This window comes from Anaeromassilibacillus senegalensis (genome assembly GCF_001261775.1).
In the GTDB taxonomy this organism is placed as follows: Bacteria; Bacillota; Clostridia; order Oscillospirales; family Acutalibacteraceae; genus Anaeromassilibacillus; species Anaeromassilibacillus senegalensis.
The window spans coordinates 37,446-54,748 of sequence record NZ_LN868536.1; the positions used below are offsets into that span (position 1 = coordinate 37,446).

At 53.4% G+C, this 17,303-nt stretch carries 17 protein-coding genes and 1 other annotated feature; of the genes, 11 read left to right on the plus strand and 6 right to left on the minus strand.

Annotation, left to right across the window (positions count from 1 at the left end):
* The 4 genes from BN2106_RS02745 to nrdG all read left to right on the plus strand — a co-directional run bounded on the left by BN2106_RS02745 (position 1) and on the right by nrdG (position 3,957).
* Positions 1-609: a pentapeptide repeat-containing protein gene (locus tag BN2106_RS02745; RefSeq protein WP_050697051.1), complete on the plus strand. Its 609-nt coding sequence runs from the start codon at positions 1-3 to the stop codon at positions 607-609.
* Between the two features lie 357 nt (positions 610-966).
* A complete protein-coding gene (locus BN2106_RS02750) occupies positions 967-3,264 on the plus strand; it encodes an anaerobic ribonucleoside triphosphate reductase (RefSeq protein WP_050697052.1) in 2,298 nt (765 codons plus the stop codon).
* Between the two features lie 41 nt (positions 3,265-3,305).
* Positions 3,306-3,467 (plus strand): anaerobic ribonucleoside-triphosphate reductase, encoded by a 162-nt coding sequence (nrdD, locus tag BN2106_RS15520; protein WP_074017386.1) that lies wholly within the window; start codon positions 3,306-3,308, stop codon positions 3,465-3,467.
* Positions 3,448-3,957: an anaerobic ribonucleoside-triphosphate reductase activating protein gene (gene nrdG, locus BN2106_RS02755; RefSeq protein WP_050697053.1), complete on the plus strand. Its 510-nt coding sequence runs from the start codon at positions 3,448-3,450 to the stop codon at positions 3,955-3,957. The genes nrdD and nrdG overlap by 20 nt, the downstream gene beginning before the upstream one ends.
* Positions 3,958-4,393: 436 nt before the next feature.
* Here the strand turns inward: nrdG and BN2106_RS02760 are convergent, their stop codons facing one another.
* On the minus strand, positions 4,394-4,606 hold the full coding sequence (locus BN2106_RS02760) for a CopG family transcriptional regulator (protein ID WP_050697054.1): 213 nt from the start codon (positions 4,604-4,606) through the stop codon (positions 4,394-4,396).
* A gap of 421 nt (positions 4,607-5,027) precedes the next feature.
* On the opposite strand from BN2106_RS02760, the gene BN2106_RS02765 reads away from it, so the two are divergent.
* Both BN2106_RS02765 and rhuM read left to right on the plus strand, forming a co-directional pair.
* Entirely contained in the window at positions 5,028-5,324 is a 297-nt protein-coding gene (locus BN2106_RS02765; RefSeq protein ID WP_050697055.1) for a DUF6809 family protein, read from the plus strand.
* Between the two features lie 63 nt (positions 5,325-5,387).
* Positions 5,388-5,591, plus strand: coding sequence for a RhuM family protein (gene rhuM / locus BN2106_RS15750; protein WP_050697056.1), 204 nt, complete (start codon positions 5,388-5,390; stop codon positions 5,589-5,591).
* A gap of 179 nt (positions 5,592-5,770) precedes the next feature.
* On the opposite strand, the gene fba is transcribed toward rhuM, so the two are convergent.
* The 4 genes from fba to BN2106_RS02790 form a co-directional block, all read right to left on the minus strand.
* Positions 5,771-6,709 carry a class II fructose-1,6-bisphosphate aldolase gene (gene fba, locus BN2106_RS02775; protein ID WP_050697057.1) on the minus strand — a complete coding sequence of 313 codons (939 nt, stop codon included), beginning with the start codon at positions 6,707-6,709 and terminating at the stop codon, positions 5,771-5,773.
* Positions 6,710-6,813: 104 nt separating this feature from the next.
* Complete coding sequence (locus BN2106_RS02780; protein WP_330379729.1) at positions 6,814-7,428, minus strand: sugar O-acetyltransferase; 615 nt, start codon at positions 7,426-7,428, stop codon at positions 6,814-6,816.
* A 118-nt stretch (positions 7,429-7,546) separates the two neighbouring features.
* The gene (locus tag BN2106_RS02785) at positions 7,547-8,362 is read right to left on the minus strand and encodes a DNA-3-methyladenine glycosylase family protein (RefSeq protein ID WP_050697058.1); all 816 of its coding nucleotides are present in this window, start codon (positions 8,360-8,362) and stop codon (positions 7,547-7,549) included.
* 4 nt (positions 8,363-8,366) lie between these two features.
* Complete coding sequence (locus tag BN2106_RS02790; protein ID WP_050697059.1) at positions 8,367-9,134, minus strand: enhanced serine sensitivity protein SseB C-terminal domain-containing protein; 768 nt, start codon at positions 9,132-9,134, stop codon at positions 8,367-8,369.
* Between the two features lie 186 nt (positions 9,135-9,320).
* Positions 9,321-9,560: a binding site (T-box leader), on the plus strand.
* Here BN2106_RS02790 and BN2106_RS16000 point away from each other — a divergent pair.
* Both BN2106_RS16000 and BN2106_RS02795 read left to right on the plus strand, forming a co-directional pair.
* The gene (locus BN2106_RS16000) at positions 9,550-9,867 is read left to right on the plus strand and encodes a hypothetical protein (RefSeq protein WP_154666405.1); all 318 of its coding nucleotides are present in this window, start codon (positions 9,550-9,552) and stop codon (positions 9,865-9,867) included. Its footprint overlaps the feature before it by 11 nt.
* On the plus strand, positions 9,842-11,224 hold the full coding sequence (locus BN2106_RS02795; protein WP_050697060.1) for a TrpB-like pyridoxal phosphate-dependent enzyme: 1,383 nt from the start codon (positions 9,842-9,844) through the stop codon (positions 11,222-11,224). The genes BN2106_RS16000 and BN2106_RS02795 overlap by 26 nt, the downstream gene beginning before the upstream one ends.
* Positions 11,225-11,282: 58 nt before the next feature.
* On the opposite strand, the gene BN2106_RS02800 is transcribed toward BN2106_RS02795, so the two are convergent.
* The gene (locus tag BN2106_RS02800) at positions 11,283-13,241 is read right to left on the minus strand and encodes a M28 family metallopeptidase (protein ID WP_195891767.1); all 1,959 of its coding nucleotides are present in this window, start codon (positions 13,239-13,241) and stop codon (positions 11,283-11,285) included.
* Positions 13,242-13,719: 478 nt separating this feature from the next.
* Between BN2106_RS02800 and BN2106_RS02805 the strand changes: the two genes are divergently transcribed.
* From BN2106_RS02805 to BN2106_RS02815, 3 genes are all read left to right on the plus strand, one after another.
* Entirely contained in the window at positions 13,720-15,786 is a 2,067-nt protein-coding gene (locus BN2106_RS02805; RefSeq protein ID WP_050697062.1) for an elongation factor G, read from the plus strand.
* Positions 15,787-16,053: 267 nt separating this feature from the next.
* The gene (locus BN2106_RS02810; RefSeq protein ID WP_074017415.1) at positions 16,054-16,569 is read left to right on the plus strand and encodes a hypothetical protein; all 516 of its coding nucleotides are present in this window, start codon (positions 16,054-16,056) and stop codon (positions 16,567-16,569) included.
* A 73-nt stretch (positions 16,570-16,642) separates the two neighbouring features.
* A complete protein-coding gene (locus BN2106_RS02815) occupies positions 16,643-17,179 on the plus strand; it encodes a hypothetical protein (protein WP_050697064.1) in 537 nt (178 codons plus the stop codon).
* Positions 17,180-17,303: the final 124 nt, after the last annotated feature.

The window sequence follows — 17,303 nt, forward strand, 5'->3', positions numbered from 1 at the left end:
ATGGCGTTTGATTTCACACAGAAGCAATATGAAAAGCAGGATATGGAGGACGCAGAGCTGTCGGAACGGGAGCTCTGCGGCTTTCATTTTGTCGATTGCCGGTTCTATGGTGCGGAGCTGGGCGGGCTGGTGACAAGGAAGTGCTTGTTTTCCAACTGTACTTTTTCGTTTGCCTCCCTGCAGGACAGCCTGCACGTGGGAACCGCGTTCCTCAACTGCACCTTTGACGGCGCGAGCCTGTTCGGCGCGGAGCTGGAGAACTGCAAATGCACCGGCAGCAGTTTTGCCGGTGCGAATCTGACGGGGCTGGCAATCCGGGGCGGCAATTTTTCCGATACGGTGCTGGATGGCTGCGATCTGCGGCGGATGGACCTGCACAGTGTGTGCTTTGCGCACGCGTTTTTACAGCGTGCCAATCTGGAAAGAGCGGATCTGCGCGGCTGTGATTTTTCCCATGCAGTGCTTGTTGGCGCGGTCCTCAAAAACGCCGACCTGCGCGGCGCAAGGCTGGATGGCGTGGACGTGCGGCAGGTGCGGTTTGACCGCACAAAAATCGATCTGGAACAGGCGGTCCGTTTTGCCGAGAGCATGGGGTGCGTTTTAGAGTAAAAATATTTTTTTAATCCCCAGTAAGAGACAAAAAACGGTTTGTCCATCTGCGCGGCGAACGCGTAAACGGCTTTGTCCGTGCGTTTCCGACGTTTTGGTATGTTTTGGTAGTTCTCAATGGAGACAATACGACATATAGTAGCGGTTGCAGCGATTGTTGACAACAACCCCAAGATGTAGTAAAATGCAAACCGGATTCAAGCTCCGCCCAGCGGGGCCCGGGAGTGCGGCGGGAGACGCCTGCCGCCCGGAATTGAAAAGGCCTTTGACGTAAAAAACCTGGATGGAAGAGCGGACGACGCTGCCCGGTGCAGCGATCACATAAGGCGCGGCGCGCCTGAAAGGGATGGTAGATCAGTGGCAACACAAATTAAAAAACGCAACGGCGTGGTGGTACCGTTCGATGCGCAGAAAATCCGCAATGCGGTTTTTAAAGCCAATACGGCGGTGACAGAAGAAAAGATGACCGGCGCGGCATTGGACCGTCTGACGGATAAAGTTTCCAGGGCGTTTCCGGATCCTGTGGTTCCCACTGTGGAGGAAGTACAGGATAAAGTGGAGGAGAAGCTGATTGAGGCGGGCTTTGCCAAGACTGCCAAGGCCTATATCCTGTACCGCGCGGAGCACGCAAAGATCCGCCAGGCCGAGGGCGACCTGATGGATATCTACAAGGAACTGACCTTTGAGGATGCGCGCGACGCGGATATTAAGCGGGAAAATGCCAACATCGATACCGATACCGCGATGGGCACCATGCTGAAGTATGGCTCCGAAGGTTCCAAGTATTTTATCAACAACTATGTGCTTCCCAAAGATTATGCGGCGGCGCACATCCACGGCGATATCCATATTCACGACGAGGATTTCTACATGCTGACGGAAACCTGCTGCCAGATCGATCTGATCAAGCTGTTCCACAACGGTTTCTGTACGGGGCACGGGTTCTTGCGGGAGCCGAACGATATCCGCAGCTATGCCGCGCTGGCCTGCATCGCGATTCAGGCGAACCAGAATGAGATGCACGGCGGGCAAAGCATCCCGAACTTTGACTATTCCCTGGCGCCGGGCGTGGCAAAGACCTTCCGCAAGGCGTATTTCCGCGAACTGGCAAAGTACCTGCACATCACCAAGGCCATGAACATGGACGACGCGAAAGCGTTGGCGGCCGCGGTAAAGGCGGGGATTGAATGGGATATCACACTGGGCAATGCGCCGGAATACGGAGAGGCGCTGGCGGCGTTCCTGCCGGAGCACCAGCGTGTGAACGGCTATGAGGAGATCACGGAGCCGGAAGCGCGCAGGGCGCACGAGTATGCGGTGGAAGCGGCGACAAACAGCACGAACGACGCGACGTACCAGGCGATGGAAGCGCTGATCCACAACCTGAACACCATGCATTCCCGCGCGGGTGCACAGGTGCCGTTCTCTTCTTTGAACTACGGCACGGACACTTCCCCGGAGGCGCGCATGGTCATGAAAAACCTGCTGCTGGCCACGGAACGTGGACTGGGCGACGGCGAAACGCCGATCTTCCCGGTGCAGATTTTTAAGGTCAAGGAAGGCGTCAACTACAATGAGGGCGACCCGAACTACGACCTGTTTAAACTTTCCTGCAGGGTGAGCGCCAAGCGCCTGTTCCCGAACTTCAGCTTCATCGACGCGCCGTTCAATTTGCAGTACTACAAAGAGGGCGACTACGACACGGAGGTTTCCTATATGGGATGCCGCACGCGTGTGATGGGCAATGTGCACGACCGCTCCCGCGAGACGACCTGTGGACGCGGCAATCTCAGCTTTACCTCGATCAACCTGCCCCGCATCGGCATTGAGGCGAAGGGCGATATCAAGCGGTTTTACGAGCTGCTTGACAAGCGGATCGACCTGGTCATTGGCCAGCTGCTGCACCGCTTCCAGATTCAGTGCGGCAAGAAGGTGCGCAATTATCCATTCCTGATGGGACAGGGGGTCTGGATCGATTCCGATAACCTCGGCCCGGACGACAGCATCGCAGAGGTGCTCAAGCACGGCACGCTGAGTATCGGCTTCATCGGCCTGGCGGAGACGTTGAAAGCGCTGGTCGGCAAGCATCACGGGGAGAGCGAAGAGAGCCAGAAGCTCGGCCTGGAAATCATCACCTACATGCGCAAGCGCATGGACGACGAGAGCCAGAAACGCGGTTTGAACTTCACCCTGCTGGCAACCCCGGCGGAAGGCCTTTCCGGCCGTTTCGTCCGCATCGATCAAAAGAAATACGGTAAAATTCCCGGCGTGACCGACCGCGAATATTACACCAACAGTTTCCATGTGCCGGTGTATTATCCGATCAGTGCCTATAAAAAGATTCAACTGGAGGCTCCCTACCACGCGATGACCAACGCGGGCCACATCAGCTATGTGGAGCTGGACGGCGACACAGCGAAGAATCTGGAGGCGTTTGAGTCCATCGTGCGCTGTATGAAGGAAGCCGGCATCGGCTACGGCTCCGTCAACCATCCGGTGGACCGCGACCCCGTTTGCGGCTATACCGGCGTGATCGACGAGGTATGCCCCCGCTGTGGCCGCCATGCGGGCGAACCGGTGAGCAAGGAACGGCTGGATGAGCTGCGCAAGAAATATCCCGGTGTGCCGCACTATGAGTGCTGCTACGGAAAATAAAGATACAACCCGATGATACATTGATAAAGGAGAAGAGATACATGATCACATTGAATCAGAACAACGGAATGGTCGGCGAGGGCGTCGATTTTGAGCGTATCCGCAGAATTACGGGCTACCTGGTGGGCACCATCGACCGTTTTAATGATGCAAAGCGTGCGGAAGAGGGTGACCGCGTGAAGCATGGCCTGTCTCAGAATTAGTGGAATTGAGCCGGAATCCATCGTGGACGGCAAGGGCATCCGCTACGTGATTTTCACGCAGGGGTGCCCGCATCATTGTCCCGGCTGCCACAACCCGCAGACGCACGATTTTGCGGGCGGCAGGGAGGCGGACACGGACGCGCTGCTGGCGGAAATACGGGAAAATCCGCTCCTGAAGGGTGTGACCTTCAGCGGCGGGGAGCCCTTCTGCCAGCCCGGACCGCTCGCGTTGCTGGCGAAACAGGTGCACGCGCTGGGCAAGGATGTGACCGTTTATACCGGCTTTACCTATGAACAATTGCAGAACAGGCACGACGAAGAAATCGACGCGCTGCTGTCACAGGCCGATGTGCTGATCGACGGCCGCTTTGAAGAGGCGCAGAAGGATTTGACGCTGCTGTTCCGCGGCAGCCGCAACCAGCGGGTGATCAATATGAACGCGACGCGCGCGCAGGGCTGTGTTGTGCTGGAAGAACTGGATGAAGGTTAAACAGGGCGTGTTGCAAAACAGTCCTGTTTTAATTGTGGCATAGAACAAAATGTGTTTCTCCACCTTTCTGAAAGGTGGCGGGATCAAAGGGCAGCGCCCTTTGCCGTTCTCCGCAGAGAACGGAACTCTCTTTCTGAGAAGAGCGAGTGGGAACGAGTGATATGGTCCTTTATAGACCTGTTATGCTGCTCGGCAAACTTTGGAGAGCTGTTGCAAAATAGCTCTTTAGGAAAAAATAGTACAAAGAAACTGCCTTTGAATCTGGCTGTGAAAGGCCATTTCCAAGGGCAGTTTCTTTTTTGTACGATTTGCTATTACAATTTCATTTTGAAACGGGCGGTTTTTTACTTGACAAGTATAAGAACAATGCGCATCTTTTAAAGTGAAATTCGTCCTGTAAAAGTTTGAATTTATACGCCCCATAAAGAAGATAATTTTATTTACTTTCTTCTTCATCAGGTATAAACTCTAAATTGTCTAGTGCATAGCGAAGTGCCATAGAAACCAGTTCATTACGAGAATGGTGGCTTTTTTCGGCAAGATCAGCATACTTTTTTTGTAATTCCCTGTCAATGCGAATGGTCATGGTAACGGACTTGTCCTCTTTTTTATTCGGGTTTTTCGGTCGAACAACAAATTTCTTATCCATTGTTTCACCTCCTGATATTTAATTGTTTTTTCTTGATATTTTGGAGCACAAGATGTATAGTAAACTTGTGCTCCAAAACAGGAGGTGATCCCATAGAAGCACGAAAAAAGCCAGGCCCTCATCCAGAAAAACCATTGGATGCGTCTATGAAAGTCCGAGCAGACCGGGAAACGATGGATATGGTGGAATTTTGCATGGAAAAGCTTCAAATTTCCCGCTCTGAGGTATTAAGACGAGGTGTCCATTGTCTGTATGAGCAGCTAAACGGCAAATAAAAAGGAAGTGGCGCGCTCACTCGAAAGAACAACGCCACTCCCCAAACACCGACACGCTCTTTTCAGATTGTGCGGTATAAATTATTATACACTGTACCGCCTGATCTTTCAAGGGAGCTTGTCACCTGAGAAAGGAAATGAGATCAATGGATTCTGTTATTAAAGCACTGTTCCGGGGCGAGATTATGCCGGAGGAACGGATTGTACCGGACGAACCTGCATATTGGCCTGCCGAGCATGCGATTTCTGATGAAAAGGAATATTTTAAAGAAAGGCTTACGCAGGAGGATAAGGCCCATTTTGAAAAACTGTATGATTTATATTGCCAGTCTACAACGCTGTACGGCGCGCAGTCGTTCCAGTATGGGTTCAAGCTGGGGGCCATGCTGATGGTTGATGTGTTTACCGGAAAAGAGGAAGTTGTGCGGGATAAGAACATATGAGATGTTTTTTTCTGTATGAAGTGAGAATAGCAAGCGGTAATTATATCTATGGGAGAAGGTGAATTGGACAGAAGTGCAGTTGTTGAAAGTATTGCAACAACTGCGGCAGATGGGAAAACATATCACGTGGATCACTATAACTTAGATATTATTATTTCTGTCGGATACAGGGTGAAATCCCTGCGCGGCACGCAATTCCGCATATGGGCAAATTTCGTGCGGAAGGGATATCTGATCAAAGACTTTGCCACGAACGAGGCGCTTTAAAAAAGCGGGCGGCGGCAATTATTTTGATGAATTGCTGGAGCGTATCCGTGTTGTCAAAACCATTGAAACCTGTCGGGAACGTCCTGCGTTGCCTGAATTGAGGCAAGCAAAATAAAAAAAACCCCCGCTTGTCCAATACAGACAAGCGGGGGTTGGTCATTTCAAGAAAACTGTTCCGATTAAGCTTTGCCTTCGCAACCGAGAACCGTATTGATCTTGTGCGCAACCAAGCTCTGGATTGCGTCACGCGCAACACCCAGATACTGGCGGGGATCAAAGTGGGACGGATTCTCCGCAAAGTACTTGCGGACGGTTGCGGTCATGGCGAGACGCAGGTCGGAGTCGACGTTGATCTTGCAGACTGCCATCTTCGCCGCTTCACGAAGCATTTCTTCCGGAATGCCGATTGCGTCGGGCATTTTGCCGCCGAACTGATTGACCATCTGCACATACTCCGGGAGGACAGAGGAGGCGCCGTGCAGAACGATCGGGAAGCCCGGGAGACGGTTTGCGACTTCCTGAAGAATGTCGAGACGCAGTTTCGGGTTCTGGCCGGGCTTGAATTTGTAAGCACCGTGGCTCGTGCCGATTGCAATGGCAAGGGAGTCCACGCCTGTCCGTGTTACAAAATCCTGGACTTCGTTCGGGTCGGTGAACTGTGCGTTGTCATCCGAAACCTCAACTTCGTCCTCTACACCAGCCAGCTGGCCCAGTTCCGCTTCAACGGTAACGTTGTATTTATGCGCATACTCTACGACCTTGCGGGCCTCTTCCACGTTCTCTTCGTACGGCTTGGAAGAGCCGTCGAACATAACGGAAGTGAAACCGTCGTCGATGCAAGCCTTGCACAGCTCATAGGAAGAGCCGTGATCCAGATGCAGAGCTACCGGGATTTCCGGATTCTCTTTGCACGCCGCCTCGACCATCTTGACCAGGTAGGCCGGATGGGCGTATTTGCGGGCGCTGGAGGAAACCTGCAAAATCACAGGCGCTTTCAGATCTGCGCAGGCGCCCATGATGCCCTGGATGATTTCCATATCGTTAATATTGAACGCGCCGATTGCATAGCCGCCGTCGTATGCTTTCTGGAACATTTCCTTGGTATTTACCAATGCCATTGGAATCACACTCCTAATCTTTTAGATGCCTTTATTATAACGCATATTCTACAAAAAGGGAATACTTTTTGATGGAATCGGAAGTTTGTTTTTCGCGCGCCGCCTCAGCTGTTTTCCGGCGGCTCTACGCCGTTGATGAAGCGGACGGGCCGGCAGGGGCTGCCCACTGCCACGCAGTTTGCCGGGATGTCCTTTGTCACCACGCTTCCCGCGCCGATCACACTCCCCGCGCCGATGGAGACGCCGGGCAGGATGATTACGCCACCACCAATCCAGCAGCCGTCCCCGATGGAGACGGGCAGCGCGTAGGTGCGGCAGAAGTATTCGCCGCTCTCCGGCGACCAGTCCGGTGTGAGGCGGTCTGCCAGTTCCACGGGATGGGAGGCGGTATAAATCTGCACGTTGGAGGCGATCAGCACATTGCTTCCCACTGTGATTCTGTTACAGTCCACGAAGGTGCAGTTCATATTGACGGAGACGTTGTCCCCAAAGTAGATATTGCAGCCGTAGTCGCAGGTGAAGTGGCTGCCAATGGAGACGTTTGTCCCAATCCCGCCGAGCAACTCCTCCAAAACGGCGCGTTTTTCCGCCTTCTGCTCATAGGGCAGGGCGTTGTACTTGGGGAGTAGTTCCCGCGTTTTGCGCTTAAACTCCAGAAAGATGGGATCGTGGCAGTCGTACCATTCGCCCGCCATGCACTTTTCCAGCTCATTTTTCACGATGATTCCCCCTTTTTAAAACCTGTGGGTGTGATACAAGATTGATCAATCAAAACCGATCTTCACGGGAGCGGGTTCTTTCTGTCCGGCGAACGCATAGGATATTTCTTTTAGATCGCTACGCGCCGGCCTTGCTGACCGCAGGTCCGCCGGCCTTGCCAGCCGCAGGTCCGGAGGTCCTTACAAAGTGGAAGATGTATTGCTGGGCGATTCCGGCGTTGGGGCCAAAGTCCGCGGGCGTTTTGCCGGGGAACAGCTCCTTCATGGCGCGCTTCATCCAGACGTCCATCGGGAACGCGTCCAGCCGGTGCAGGCCGTACAGGAGGGCGCAGTCCGCCACCTTTGGCCCCACGCCCACGATGGTCATCAGGCTGGCGCGCGCTTCGTCGACCGGGATGCGGCGCGCCTGTTCCAGATCGACCGCGCCGGAAGCGATTTTGCGCGCCGCGTCCAAGATGTACCGCGCGCGGAAGCCGCAGCGCAGGGGCGCGAGCGCTTCTTCGTCGAGCGCAGCAAGGCGCTCCGGGGTGGGAAAGTCAAATACGCCTTCTTCCAGCGGGTCCCCAAACGATGCGCAAAGCCGGGAGATAATCCCCTTAATGCGCGGGATGTTGTTGTTTTGTGAGATGATGAAGGAACAGAGCGCCTCCCATGGGTCCTGGTTCAGGATGCGGATACCGGGCGCATATGCAGCGGCGCGCGCCAATGCCGCATCCAGGGAGGAAAGCTCCTGCCGGATGTCCGCATAGTCGCGCGCCGCATCAAAGTATGTACGCCAGAAAGGGTCTTGCAAAGCGGTTTCCAAATTGTCGTTGGAAACCCGCAGGACACGGCCACCCGCGACGCCCTGAAAAGAGCCGTCGGGCTGCCGGTCCCAGCGAAAGCATTGTCCGCATTCCAGCGTTGCATGTAAGTCAAATTCACGCAGATCCATCGAATTATTCCGTCTCGATGCCTTTGCGGTAGAATGGCTTTTTGTCCTCAATGGCTTCCTTGCCGAATTTGCCGCTGGACGGCATCAGGTCAAGGTACTGGCCCGCTTCCAGATCGCCGCGCACCGCGTCCACCGTGTTGCGGAAGACCTTTTCCTGGTCCGCGCCGTTGGTCAGGCTGATGACGACCAGGAAATGCGGCTCGTCCGGATTGGCCTTGTAATTGGCCTGGAACAGCCATGCGCTCAGGACTTCGTTGCAGCCCTTAAAGAAGGTGTTCATCGATTTGATCAGCTTTTTCGGGGACGGCTCGGGCTTGCTCAGCACAACCATGTCCGGGCTGATCTGCGTCTGCTGGAACGGATGGGAGATTTTGTTCATAGTCGCCTTGCGGATGATCAGGTTCTGGTGGCTGGGATTGACCACAAAGCCCGCGATTTCCTCCGCCTGAGAGTTGACCAGACGCTCCAGCTCTTCATAGGTCAGGGTCATGGTGTCGTTGGAATCGCCCGCCCATTTGGACAGCTCGTCCATGTCGGAGAACATCGCAAAGAAGCTCTCGCCCTGGGTGCTGGTGGCGGCGCGGAATTTCACCTGCACCTTTTCCGCCGGCCGGCCGTTTTCATCCTTGCCCACCAGGGTGACGGGGGTGAGGTACTGCATCTGGCGCAGTTCCTGAATCAGTTCCAGTTCGTTTTTCCTCGTTTTATCTTCATCAAACTGTTTCAGCTTGCTAATAAACGCCGGATTTTTTACGGGTTGGTTAAGCTGCATAAATCGGTTCCTCCTGAAAAAATAGTATTTGTATGATTATATACTGCCCGCTGGAAATTTGCAAGTCAAACGGCCTTCCATATTCCGTATTATTTACAGAAATCTGCCGGAGAACAGGGAATAACAAAAATATTTTGCGCTTCCGCTTGACAAATCCGCGCGGGATTCCTATAATGAAATCAACAAAATAAACCGATGATGAAGAGTAGTACATAGGCAAGACGCTCAAAAGAGAGCCGCGGACGGTGGAAGCGCGGCGGGTGCAGCCGGTGGAATGGACTTCGGAGGGCACGGTGAAAGAGTTCGAGTAGCCGTTGACGGGAGCTCCGCCCGTTATCAAGGGAGCGTACATAAACGTGTACGGAATAAGCGGCGCGCAAGCGCAATCCGGGTGGTACCGCAGGAGTGAAGGCTCTTGTCCCTGAATCTAGGGGCAAGGGTTTATTTTTTTATTACATTAAGAAAATCATCTGATTTTCCACTTCTAAACGTAACAAAAAATCCTTATCTATCAGGCCAACCGGGAAAGCGCTCAGGATATTGGAAAACAGAACTATTTTTTATTGCGCCCATGATTTATAGAAAATCCCGAGACATCCACGCGCAACAAAAAATGGACTGCTGTGGCTTTCCTATCGTTCCGCGCGGAGGTTTTCCGGAATCAGCTATTTTTTATTACATTGTGAAAACAGAAGGAGGCAATAACGATGGCGCACATCCCACACAGATTTAATTTGACCGAGGAACAGATGCCGACGCAGTGGTATAACATGCGCGCGGATATGAAGGAGCAGCCGGACCCGCTGCTCAACCCGGCGACGTTCGAACCCATCAAGACGGAGGAACTGTATCCGATTTTCTGCGAGGAGCTTGCCCAGCAGGAGATGGACGGCAAAACCGCATACTATGACATTCCCAATGAAATTCTGGATATCTATAAGGCATACCGTCCGTCCCCGCTCAATCGCGCGTACGATCTGGAAAAATACCTGGGGACGCCCGCAAAGATTTACTTTAAATTTGAGGGCAACAACACCTCCGGCAGCCATAAGCTGAATTCCGCTGTGGCGCAGGCCTATTACGCCAAGAAGCAGGGGCTGAAGGGCTTGACAACGGAAACCGGTGCTGGCCAGTGGGGCACCGCACTTGCCGAGGCATGCGCGTATTTTGGCTTGCCGCTGACGGTGTTCATGGTCAAGGGCTCCTGTAACCAGAAGCCATACCGCAAAGCGATCATCCAGACCTTCGGCGCAAACGTGATTCCCAGCCCCAGCGACACCACGCAGGTGGGCCGCGCCATCCTGGCGGGTGACCCGGACACCACGGGCAGCCTGGGTTGCGCCATCTCTGAGGCGATTGAAGTGGCGACCACGCACGACGGCTACCGGTATGTGCTCGGTTCCGTGCTGAATCAGGTGCTGCTGCACCAGTCCATCATCGGCTTGGAGGCCAAGAAGGCGATGGATATTCTGGGCGAGTATCCGGATATTGTGATCGGCTGCGCGGGCGGCGGCTCCAACATTGGAGGCCTGATTGCGCCATTTATGCAGGATAAGCTGCTGGGAAGAAAGAACCCGTATTTCATCGCGGTGGAACCGGCTTCCTGCCCGTCTCTGACCCGCGGCCGCTATGCATATGACTTCTGCGACACCGGCAAGGTCACGCCGCTGGCGCGCATGTATACACTGGGCAGCGGCTTTATTCCGTCCGCCAACCACGCGGGTGGCCTGCGCTACCACGGCATGTCCCCGATTGTCTCCAAGCTCTACCACGACGGCTGGATCGACGAGGCCCGCTCTGTGGAGCAGACCAAGGTGTTCGACGCGGCGACGCTGTTCGCCCGTGTGGAGACCATCCTGCCCGCGCCGGAATCCGCGCACGCCATCCGCGTCGCCATCGACGAGGCGCTCAAGTGCAAGGAAACCGGCGAGGAAAAGACCATTCTGTTCGGCCTGACCGGCACCGGATACTTCGACATGACCGCGTATACCTCTTATATGGAAAAGACCATGACGGATTATATCCCCACCGACGAGGATTTGCAGCCGGGATTCGATTCCCTGCCGAAGATCCCGGGGATTCAGGAGTAAAATAATATAGAAATGAAAACCTCCACAGATGCGGGCAACCGCTGCTGTGGAGGTTTTTTCAGGTTTGGCTGTTCAACGCTGGTTCCAGAGCTTCCCGAATTGCCTGGTAGATGGTTTCCGCTTCGGCTTCGGTCATGGCGATGGGCTCAAATGCGTCGCTGAGTGCACCGTTCGCTTCTTCCGGCGTAATTCTGTAAACAAAATAATCGTAAATAAAGCCGTCTTCCGCCGCGGGAATGGTTAAGTTGTAGTATTTTTTATCTGCTTCATCTGCTTTTTGCACGGTGCATTCCGGATGGGCGTCCCATGCGGGGAATTCCGGCTCCGGTTCTCCAATCAGAGTGCGTTTGATTGTATTATTGCTGATAGCAAGAAGAAAAGCGGAATCGTCTTCTCCGTAAACCAGAGAAAAAGAGTCTGGCGTTGTATCGGCGATTTTTTTGGTGGCCACAACCGTGGGCTCTTTCGGCAGGTCATCCATGGAATCCGCATCGTACAGGGGGTAACCGTCTGCATAGTTATCTCTGTAGTAGCGAAATGGCAAGCCGTTTATATGATCGGGAATGGAAAGCTCCGGATACCTTTCTGCAACCTCCTGCGGAGTGGTGAGCGGATAATTTCCAAAAGTGTAAAAATAGAACCCTTTAAAGGGATAATAAATCGTTTCGTCATAGCCAACCGAATACTCTTTTACCAGACGGCGTCCTTCCTCCACGGCTTCCAGATACACATCCCGGGGAATGTCTTCCCATTCAATGTGGTATTTCCCAGTCTGTACTTCCTGCGGCTTGACCAGTTCCTGATCCAGTTGCGGGAGGAACCCGCGGAGTGTTTCTGCGATCCGACGCAGCAGGTCAAAGTCAATTTGCTCCATGGTATCGCCCAGGACATGCGTTGCCTGTGACTCATTTTCCGTGGCCAAGCCGACGGAAGGAATTTGATAAGCGGTAAAGCTTGTATAGTCGCTTGCTCCGGCGGCGCCCAGTTCACAGGGGATTCCTTCCTGGTTGAGAAAAGTGCGTACTTTTTCCGTCAGCTCTTTGTTTCCGTCTTCCTCAACGATTAATTGGCCGACGGAGGGCGCGCCGACACAGTCGACATTGATCATGTTAATTGTTTGATATGCGGAACCGGAGAGCGACTGCGCAAAAGCATTGCTGCCCTGCATCAAACTTTCTTCTCCGTTGAACGCGCAGAAGATTAAATCGCTTTTCAGCGCGGGGAAGTCCGGCTGAGCGGTCAGCCGGGCCAGCTCCAACAGGACGCTGGTTCCGGAAGCGTTGTCCAGAGCGCCCCGGTAGACTGAGGTCCCATAACTTCCCACGTGGTCAAAATGCGCGCCAATGACAATGGCCTGTTTTCCGGTTTTACCCTTTTTAACGCCAACGACGTTCTGCACGGTTTGTTCTTCAGCAATCAACTTCCCTTTCACTTCTACAGAGACGCCATTCTGTTGCAGTGCTGAAAAGACAGGAGAGGGAACCTGAATCAGCGGTACACTGCCGGATACGGCAACGGCGTTTAATCGGTTGTTCTCCTGTATGATTCCAAGACAAGATTCCGGGCTGTTGTTGGTTTCCCCCGTTGGCTGTAGAAAAATTTTATGTTTCAGGTCCGGATCGTTGCTGTCGGATGTCAACAACCCGGAAAGCCCTTGCGCGCCGGTATCCAATATACAGGGGATATCCTGTCCCGCGCGGTATTCCTTTTTCGTGCCGTCGGAAAAGGAAACCTCCAATACTTGCGTCTGCCGGCCTGGGTTGTGCGTCGTTTGCTTGTAATCAAAAAAGTAGTTTTCTGCTGTGCCGTAAAAATCCAGCCCGGCGGTTTGAAACTGTTCCGCTATGTAGTTTTTGGCGGCTTCATTTCCTTCCGTCCCCGGCAAGCGGCCGTTTGCCTGATCTGAGGTCAGAAAGGCCATATCGTTGGAAATGGCTTTTTCGTTTGCCTTGCAGGATGGCAGGAAGAAAAGCAAAAGTGCGGCGCACAGCAGGGCATTCATACGTTTGTGTGACATGTGATTCGGTTCACCTCCTGAAAATAAAAACCATACCGCCATTCTCGGGAATGGCTATCCGGATGAAGAAAAGTTTTTAATAATAAATTGCAATTATAATTTAGCATTTTTACGATGTCCGCGTCAATTGTGTTTAAAAAATATTATTTATTCGTATTGATAGACAGATTTTGTCAATCGTTTTTTGCTATATTGACATATAAAATAAGTGGGATGTGTATGTTTTCGTACCGCTATCAGAAAACTATTTCAGTAAATGTCTTTTAGGGAAAATTAAAAACCGTCGAATACAAAAGAAATCGGTAAATTTATCCGTTGTTAGCGCGCATTCTGCCCAGTATTTGCAAAAACTTTCTGTTTGATTCTGTTAAATTTCACTTTTTGCTTGTAATGGTTGTGAGAATGCGATATAATTGTTATTAATTTGATTGAACAATTGTAAAGTTGTACCAATCACCCCCTGAAAGGAGTTTTTTAAGTGAAACTGTACAATGCGAAAGATATTTTGAACATTGCAATCGCGGGGCACAGCGGCTCCGGAAAGACCTCAATTGCGGAGGCCATGCTTTACCTCTCCGGTGCGACGGACCGTTTCGGGAAGGTTGGAGAGGGCAATACCGTGTGCGATTACGACGCGGAGGAGATTAAGAGAAAAGCAACCATCGGCGCGGCAGTAGCCCCGCTGGAGTGGAAGAATCATAAAATCAACCTGCTGGACGCACCGGGCCTGTTCGATTTTGAAGGCGCGATGTGCGAAGCGGTCCGCGCGGCGGATTCTGTCCTGATTGCGGTTTCCGGCAAGGACGGCGTGGCGGTCGGCACAGAGAAGGCGGTTGCGGCGGCGGATGCGCGCGGTCTGGCAAAGATTTTCTTTGTCAACGGCCTGTGCGATGAAAGCGCGCGTTTTTACCGCGTGTTTGAGGATTTGAAGGGCAGTTTCGGCCCGTCCGTGTGCCCGGTCGTGGTTCCCTACATAGAGGACGGCAAGGCAAATATCTATGTCAATATTTTGGAATACAAAGCGTACGATTACTCCAATGGCAAGCCCGTGGAGGTCGCGATGCCCCCGATGGGCGACCGTCTGGAGGGATTGCGCACCGCTATTTATGAAGCGGTTGCGGAAACAAGCGACGAAATGTTTGAAAAATATTTCTCCGGCGAAGCTTTTACACCGGAAGAGGTTATCGTCGGCATCAGCAAGGGCGTAAAGTCCGGCTCGATCAGCCCGGTGTTCTGCGGCGACGCGCTCCTGATGCGCGGCATGGAGCAGTTCCTGGACGGCCTGACCTGGCTGGCCCCTTCCGCGCAGGAGAAGAGCGCGGAGGTTGGCGCGGACATCGACGGCAACCCGGTCGAGCTTTCCGTCAATCCGGACGGCGCGACAGCGGCAATTGTCTTTAAGACCATCGCGGACCCGTTCGTTGGTAAGATGTCCTTCCTGAAAGTGATTTCCGGCAAGGTGGCGACGGATTCCCAGCTGGTGGATATGCGCACCGGCAACACTGAGCGCATCGGCAAGGTGGTTATGCTGCGCGGTAAAAAGCAGGAGGAGATGAGCTGCATCACGGCGGGAGACATCGGCGTTGTGCTGAAGCTGGGCGGCGTCGCCACGGGCGATACCCTCTGTTCTCCGACCCGCAAGGTCACGCTGGAGGGCATCACCTATCCCGTCCCGACGCTCTCCTTGGCGATTGTCCCGAAGAACAAGGGTGACGAGGATAAGGTTGCGCAGGGCGTTTTCCGCCTGATGGAGGAAGATCCGGTCATTAAGTTTGTCAACAATGCGGAGACGCATCAGATGGTTCTTTCCGGACTCGGTGAGCAGCATCTGGACGTGATCGTCTCCAAGCTCAAGAATAAATTCGGCGTGGACATCACGTTGGAGGAGCCGCGCGTGGCGTACCGTGAAACCATCCGCAAGAAGGTACAGGTACAGGGACGCCATAAGAAGCAGACCGGCGGACACGGCCAGTTTGGCGATGTTTGGATTGAGTTTGAGCCGTGCGACAGCGAAGGCCTGGAGTTCGGCGAGCGCGTCGTCGGTGGTTCTGTACCGAAGGGCTATTTCCCCGCGGTAGAAAAGGGATTGCAGGACTGTATCGTACATGGGCCGCTGGCGGGATATCCGGTTGTTGGCCTGCGCGCGACGCTGTATGACGGCTCCTACCATCCGGTGGATTCCTCCGAAATGGCGTTTAAAATGGCGGCAACGCTGGCGTACAAGGCCGGCATGCCGATTGCCAGCCCCGCATTGCTGGAGCCGATCGGTATGCTGCGCGCGACTGTTCCGGATGCGAACATGGGCGACATCATGGGTGAAGTCAACAAGCGCCGCGGCCGCGTTTTGGGCATGGAACCCGCGGGCGAGGGCCAGCAGACGGTAGAGGCGGAAGTACCGATGGCGGAGATGCACGACTTCAGCACTTATGTGCGCCAGGTGACGCAGGGACGCGGCAGCTTTACATTTGATTTTACACGCTATGAGGAAGCACCCGCACAGGTCGCGCAGAAGGTCATCGAGCAGGCCAAAGCTGACGCGGAATAAATAGAATCGTACAGCTTCATAAAGAACCAGATCAGGTGCCGTATCACAATTGGCAGGATGCATCGGAATTGGTTGTATTTGACGGCTCCTCCGCCTTTGGCGGGGGAGTCGTTTTGATACCGTCATTTCATGCAAAATCTGTGTTGTGATAGGGCGCCTTTCAGTTTAATCCAAATTTAACCAAAGAAACATCTTGTTTTAATGAGAAAGCGGTATCCTTCCCTTGTCAGAAAAAATAAGAAAGACAGGAAGGAACGATTCATTACCATGCGGGAATCATCCAATCACAAGTTGATCAAAACAGCGTTGCTCGCCTTTTGTATGCTGGTGCTGCTGGGCGGCGGAATTTTTGTGGGAATACAATACCAAAACTGGGCGGTTCAGCCGGCGGCTGCTCCGATGGAGCAGGAATTGGACGGGGCTGCCAAGGACTGGGCCGGAACCGTGCCGCCGGATCAAAGCGGCGAAAGCCAGCCGGGCATCAAGATTCCCGGTTATGCCTCCATTTCCATCCCGGCCAACGAGCAGGATGTCAAAATTTCTCTGCTGAACCCAGAGGAAAACCCCTGCTATTTTACCTTTGAATTGGTGCTGGACGACACGGGCGAGACGCTCTATGCCTCCAAGCTGGTGGAGCCGGGCAAGGCGATTCAGGAGCAGACCCTTTCCCGATCGCTGGATGCGGGAGAGTATGGGGCGACCATTAAAATTTCCACCTTTTCTTTGAAAGATCAGGCGCAGATGAATGGGGCGAATGTAAAGACCAAACTGGTGGTAGTCTGAGCCAATCCTCATCCCGTCCTTCCGGACCGGATGTTTTGATAGATCATTTCAATGATGAATGGAGGAAGTCAAAATGAAAAAAATGGTAAGTTTCTGTATGGCGGCGGTTCTGGCCGCGGCGGTGTCCACCTCGTCGTTTGCCGCGACGAAAGCCGTCAACCCCGGGTCTATGGAGTTTCATCAGGATTCCTTTACAGAGGGTGAAGTCGGCGTCGAACTGGAATATGAGGCGGTCGCGGAGCCGACATACACCATCACAATCCCGATGGGACTTGAGTTGGTCAAAGGCGGAGCGACCTCCACCTTCAAAGCGGAGGATATCTCCAACTTGGATGGCGGTAAGGTCGTGATGACCATCGTCAGCACCCGCAAGTCCGGTATGCCGGCAGCCTGCCCGGATTTTGCGCTTTATCGCGGGCACAACTATGTCCCCTATGAAGTGCAGGGCTTTTATGAAGACGGCAGCTCCAGAATGGTCCGGGAGCTGAACAAAGAGGTTCTTTCCTTTGACAAAGACGGCGAGTACAAATACCGCGTGATTCCCGCTTCCGTCATTCCGGAAACCGGCACCTACTGGGGCAACCTGACCTTTCAGTTTGATATTGTCTGAAATTTGCAAACCTGAACGATCCTGTTTTAATAATCCTACTTTGCAGAGAGCTGTTGCGGCAATTAGGCCGGAACAGCTTTTTTGCGTGCGTATAACGAGCAACGGCCCCCGCGTTCTGCGCGGG

What these genes read in the sequence shown, in the direction of transcription:
- BN2106_RS02745 (WP_050697051.1), top strand. Translation starts at nt 1, where the DNA reads ATGGCGTTTGATTTCACACAGAAGCAATATGAAAAGCAGGATATGGAG.
- nrdD (WP_074017386.1), top strand. Translation starts at nt 3,306, where the DNA reads ATGATCACATTGAATCAGAACAACGGAATGGTCGGCGAGGGCGTCGAT.
- nrdG (WP_050697053.1), top strand. Translation starts at nt 3,448, where the DNA reads ATGGCCTGTCTCAGAATTAGTGGAATTGAGCCGGAATCCATCGTGGAC.
- BN2106_RS02760 (WP_050697054.1), bottom strand. Translation starts at nt 4,606, where the DNA reads ATGGATAAGAAATTTGTTGTTCGACCGAAAAACCCGAATAAAAAAGAG.
- BN2106_RS02765 (WP_050697055.1), top strand. Translation starts at nt 5,028, where the DNA reads ATGGATTCTGTTATTAAAGCACTGTTCCGGGGCGAGATTATGCCGGAG.
- fba (WP_050697057.1), bottom strand. Translation starts at nt 6,709, where the DNA reads ATGGCATTGGTAAATACCAAGGAAATGTTCCAGAAAGCATACGACGGC.
- BN2106_RS02785 (WP_050697058.1), bottom strand. Translation starts at nt 8,362, where the DNA reads ATGGATCTGCGTGAATTTGACTTACATGCAACGCTGGAATGCGGACAA.
- BN2106_RS02790 (WP_050697059.1), bottom strand. Translation starts at nt 9,134, where the DNA reads ATGCAGCTTAACCAACCCGTAAAAAATCCGGCGTTTATTAGCAAGCTG.
- BN2106_RS02795 (WP_050697060.1), top strand. Translation starts at nt 9,842, where the DNA reads ATGGCGCACATCCCACACAGATTTAATTTGACCGAGGAACAGATGCCG.
- BN2106_RS02800 (WP_195891767.1), bottom strand. Translation starts at nt 13,241, where the DNA reads ATGTCACACAAACGTATGAATGCCCTGCTGTGCGCCGCACTTTTGCTT.
- BN2106_RS02810 (WP_074017415.1), top strand. Translation starts at nt 16,054, where the DNA reads ATGCGGGAATCATCCAATCACAAGTTGATCAAAACAGCGTTGCTCGCC.
- BN2106_RS02815 (WP_050697064.1), top strand. Translation starts at nt 16,643, where the DNA reads ATGAAAAAAATGGTAAGTTTCTGTATGGCGGCGGTTCTGGCCGCGGCG.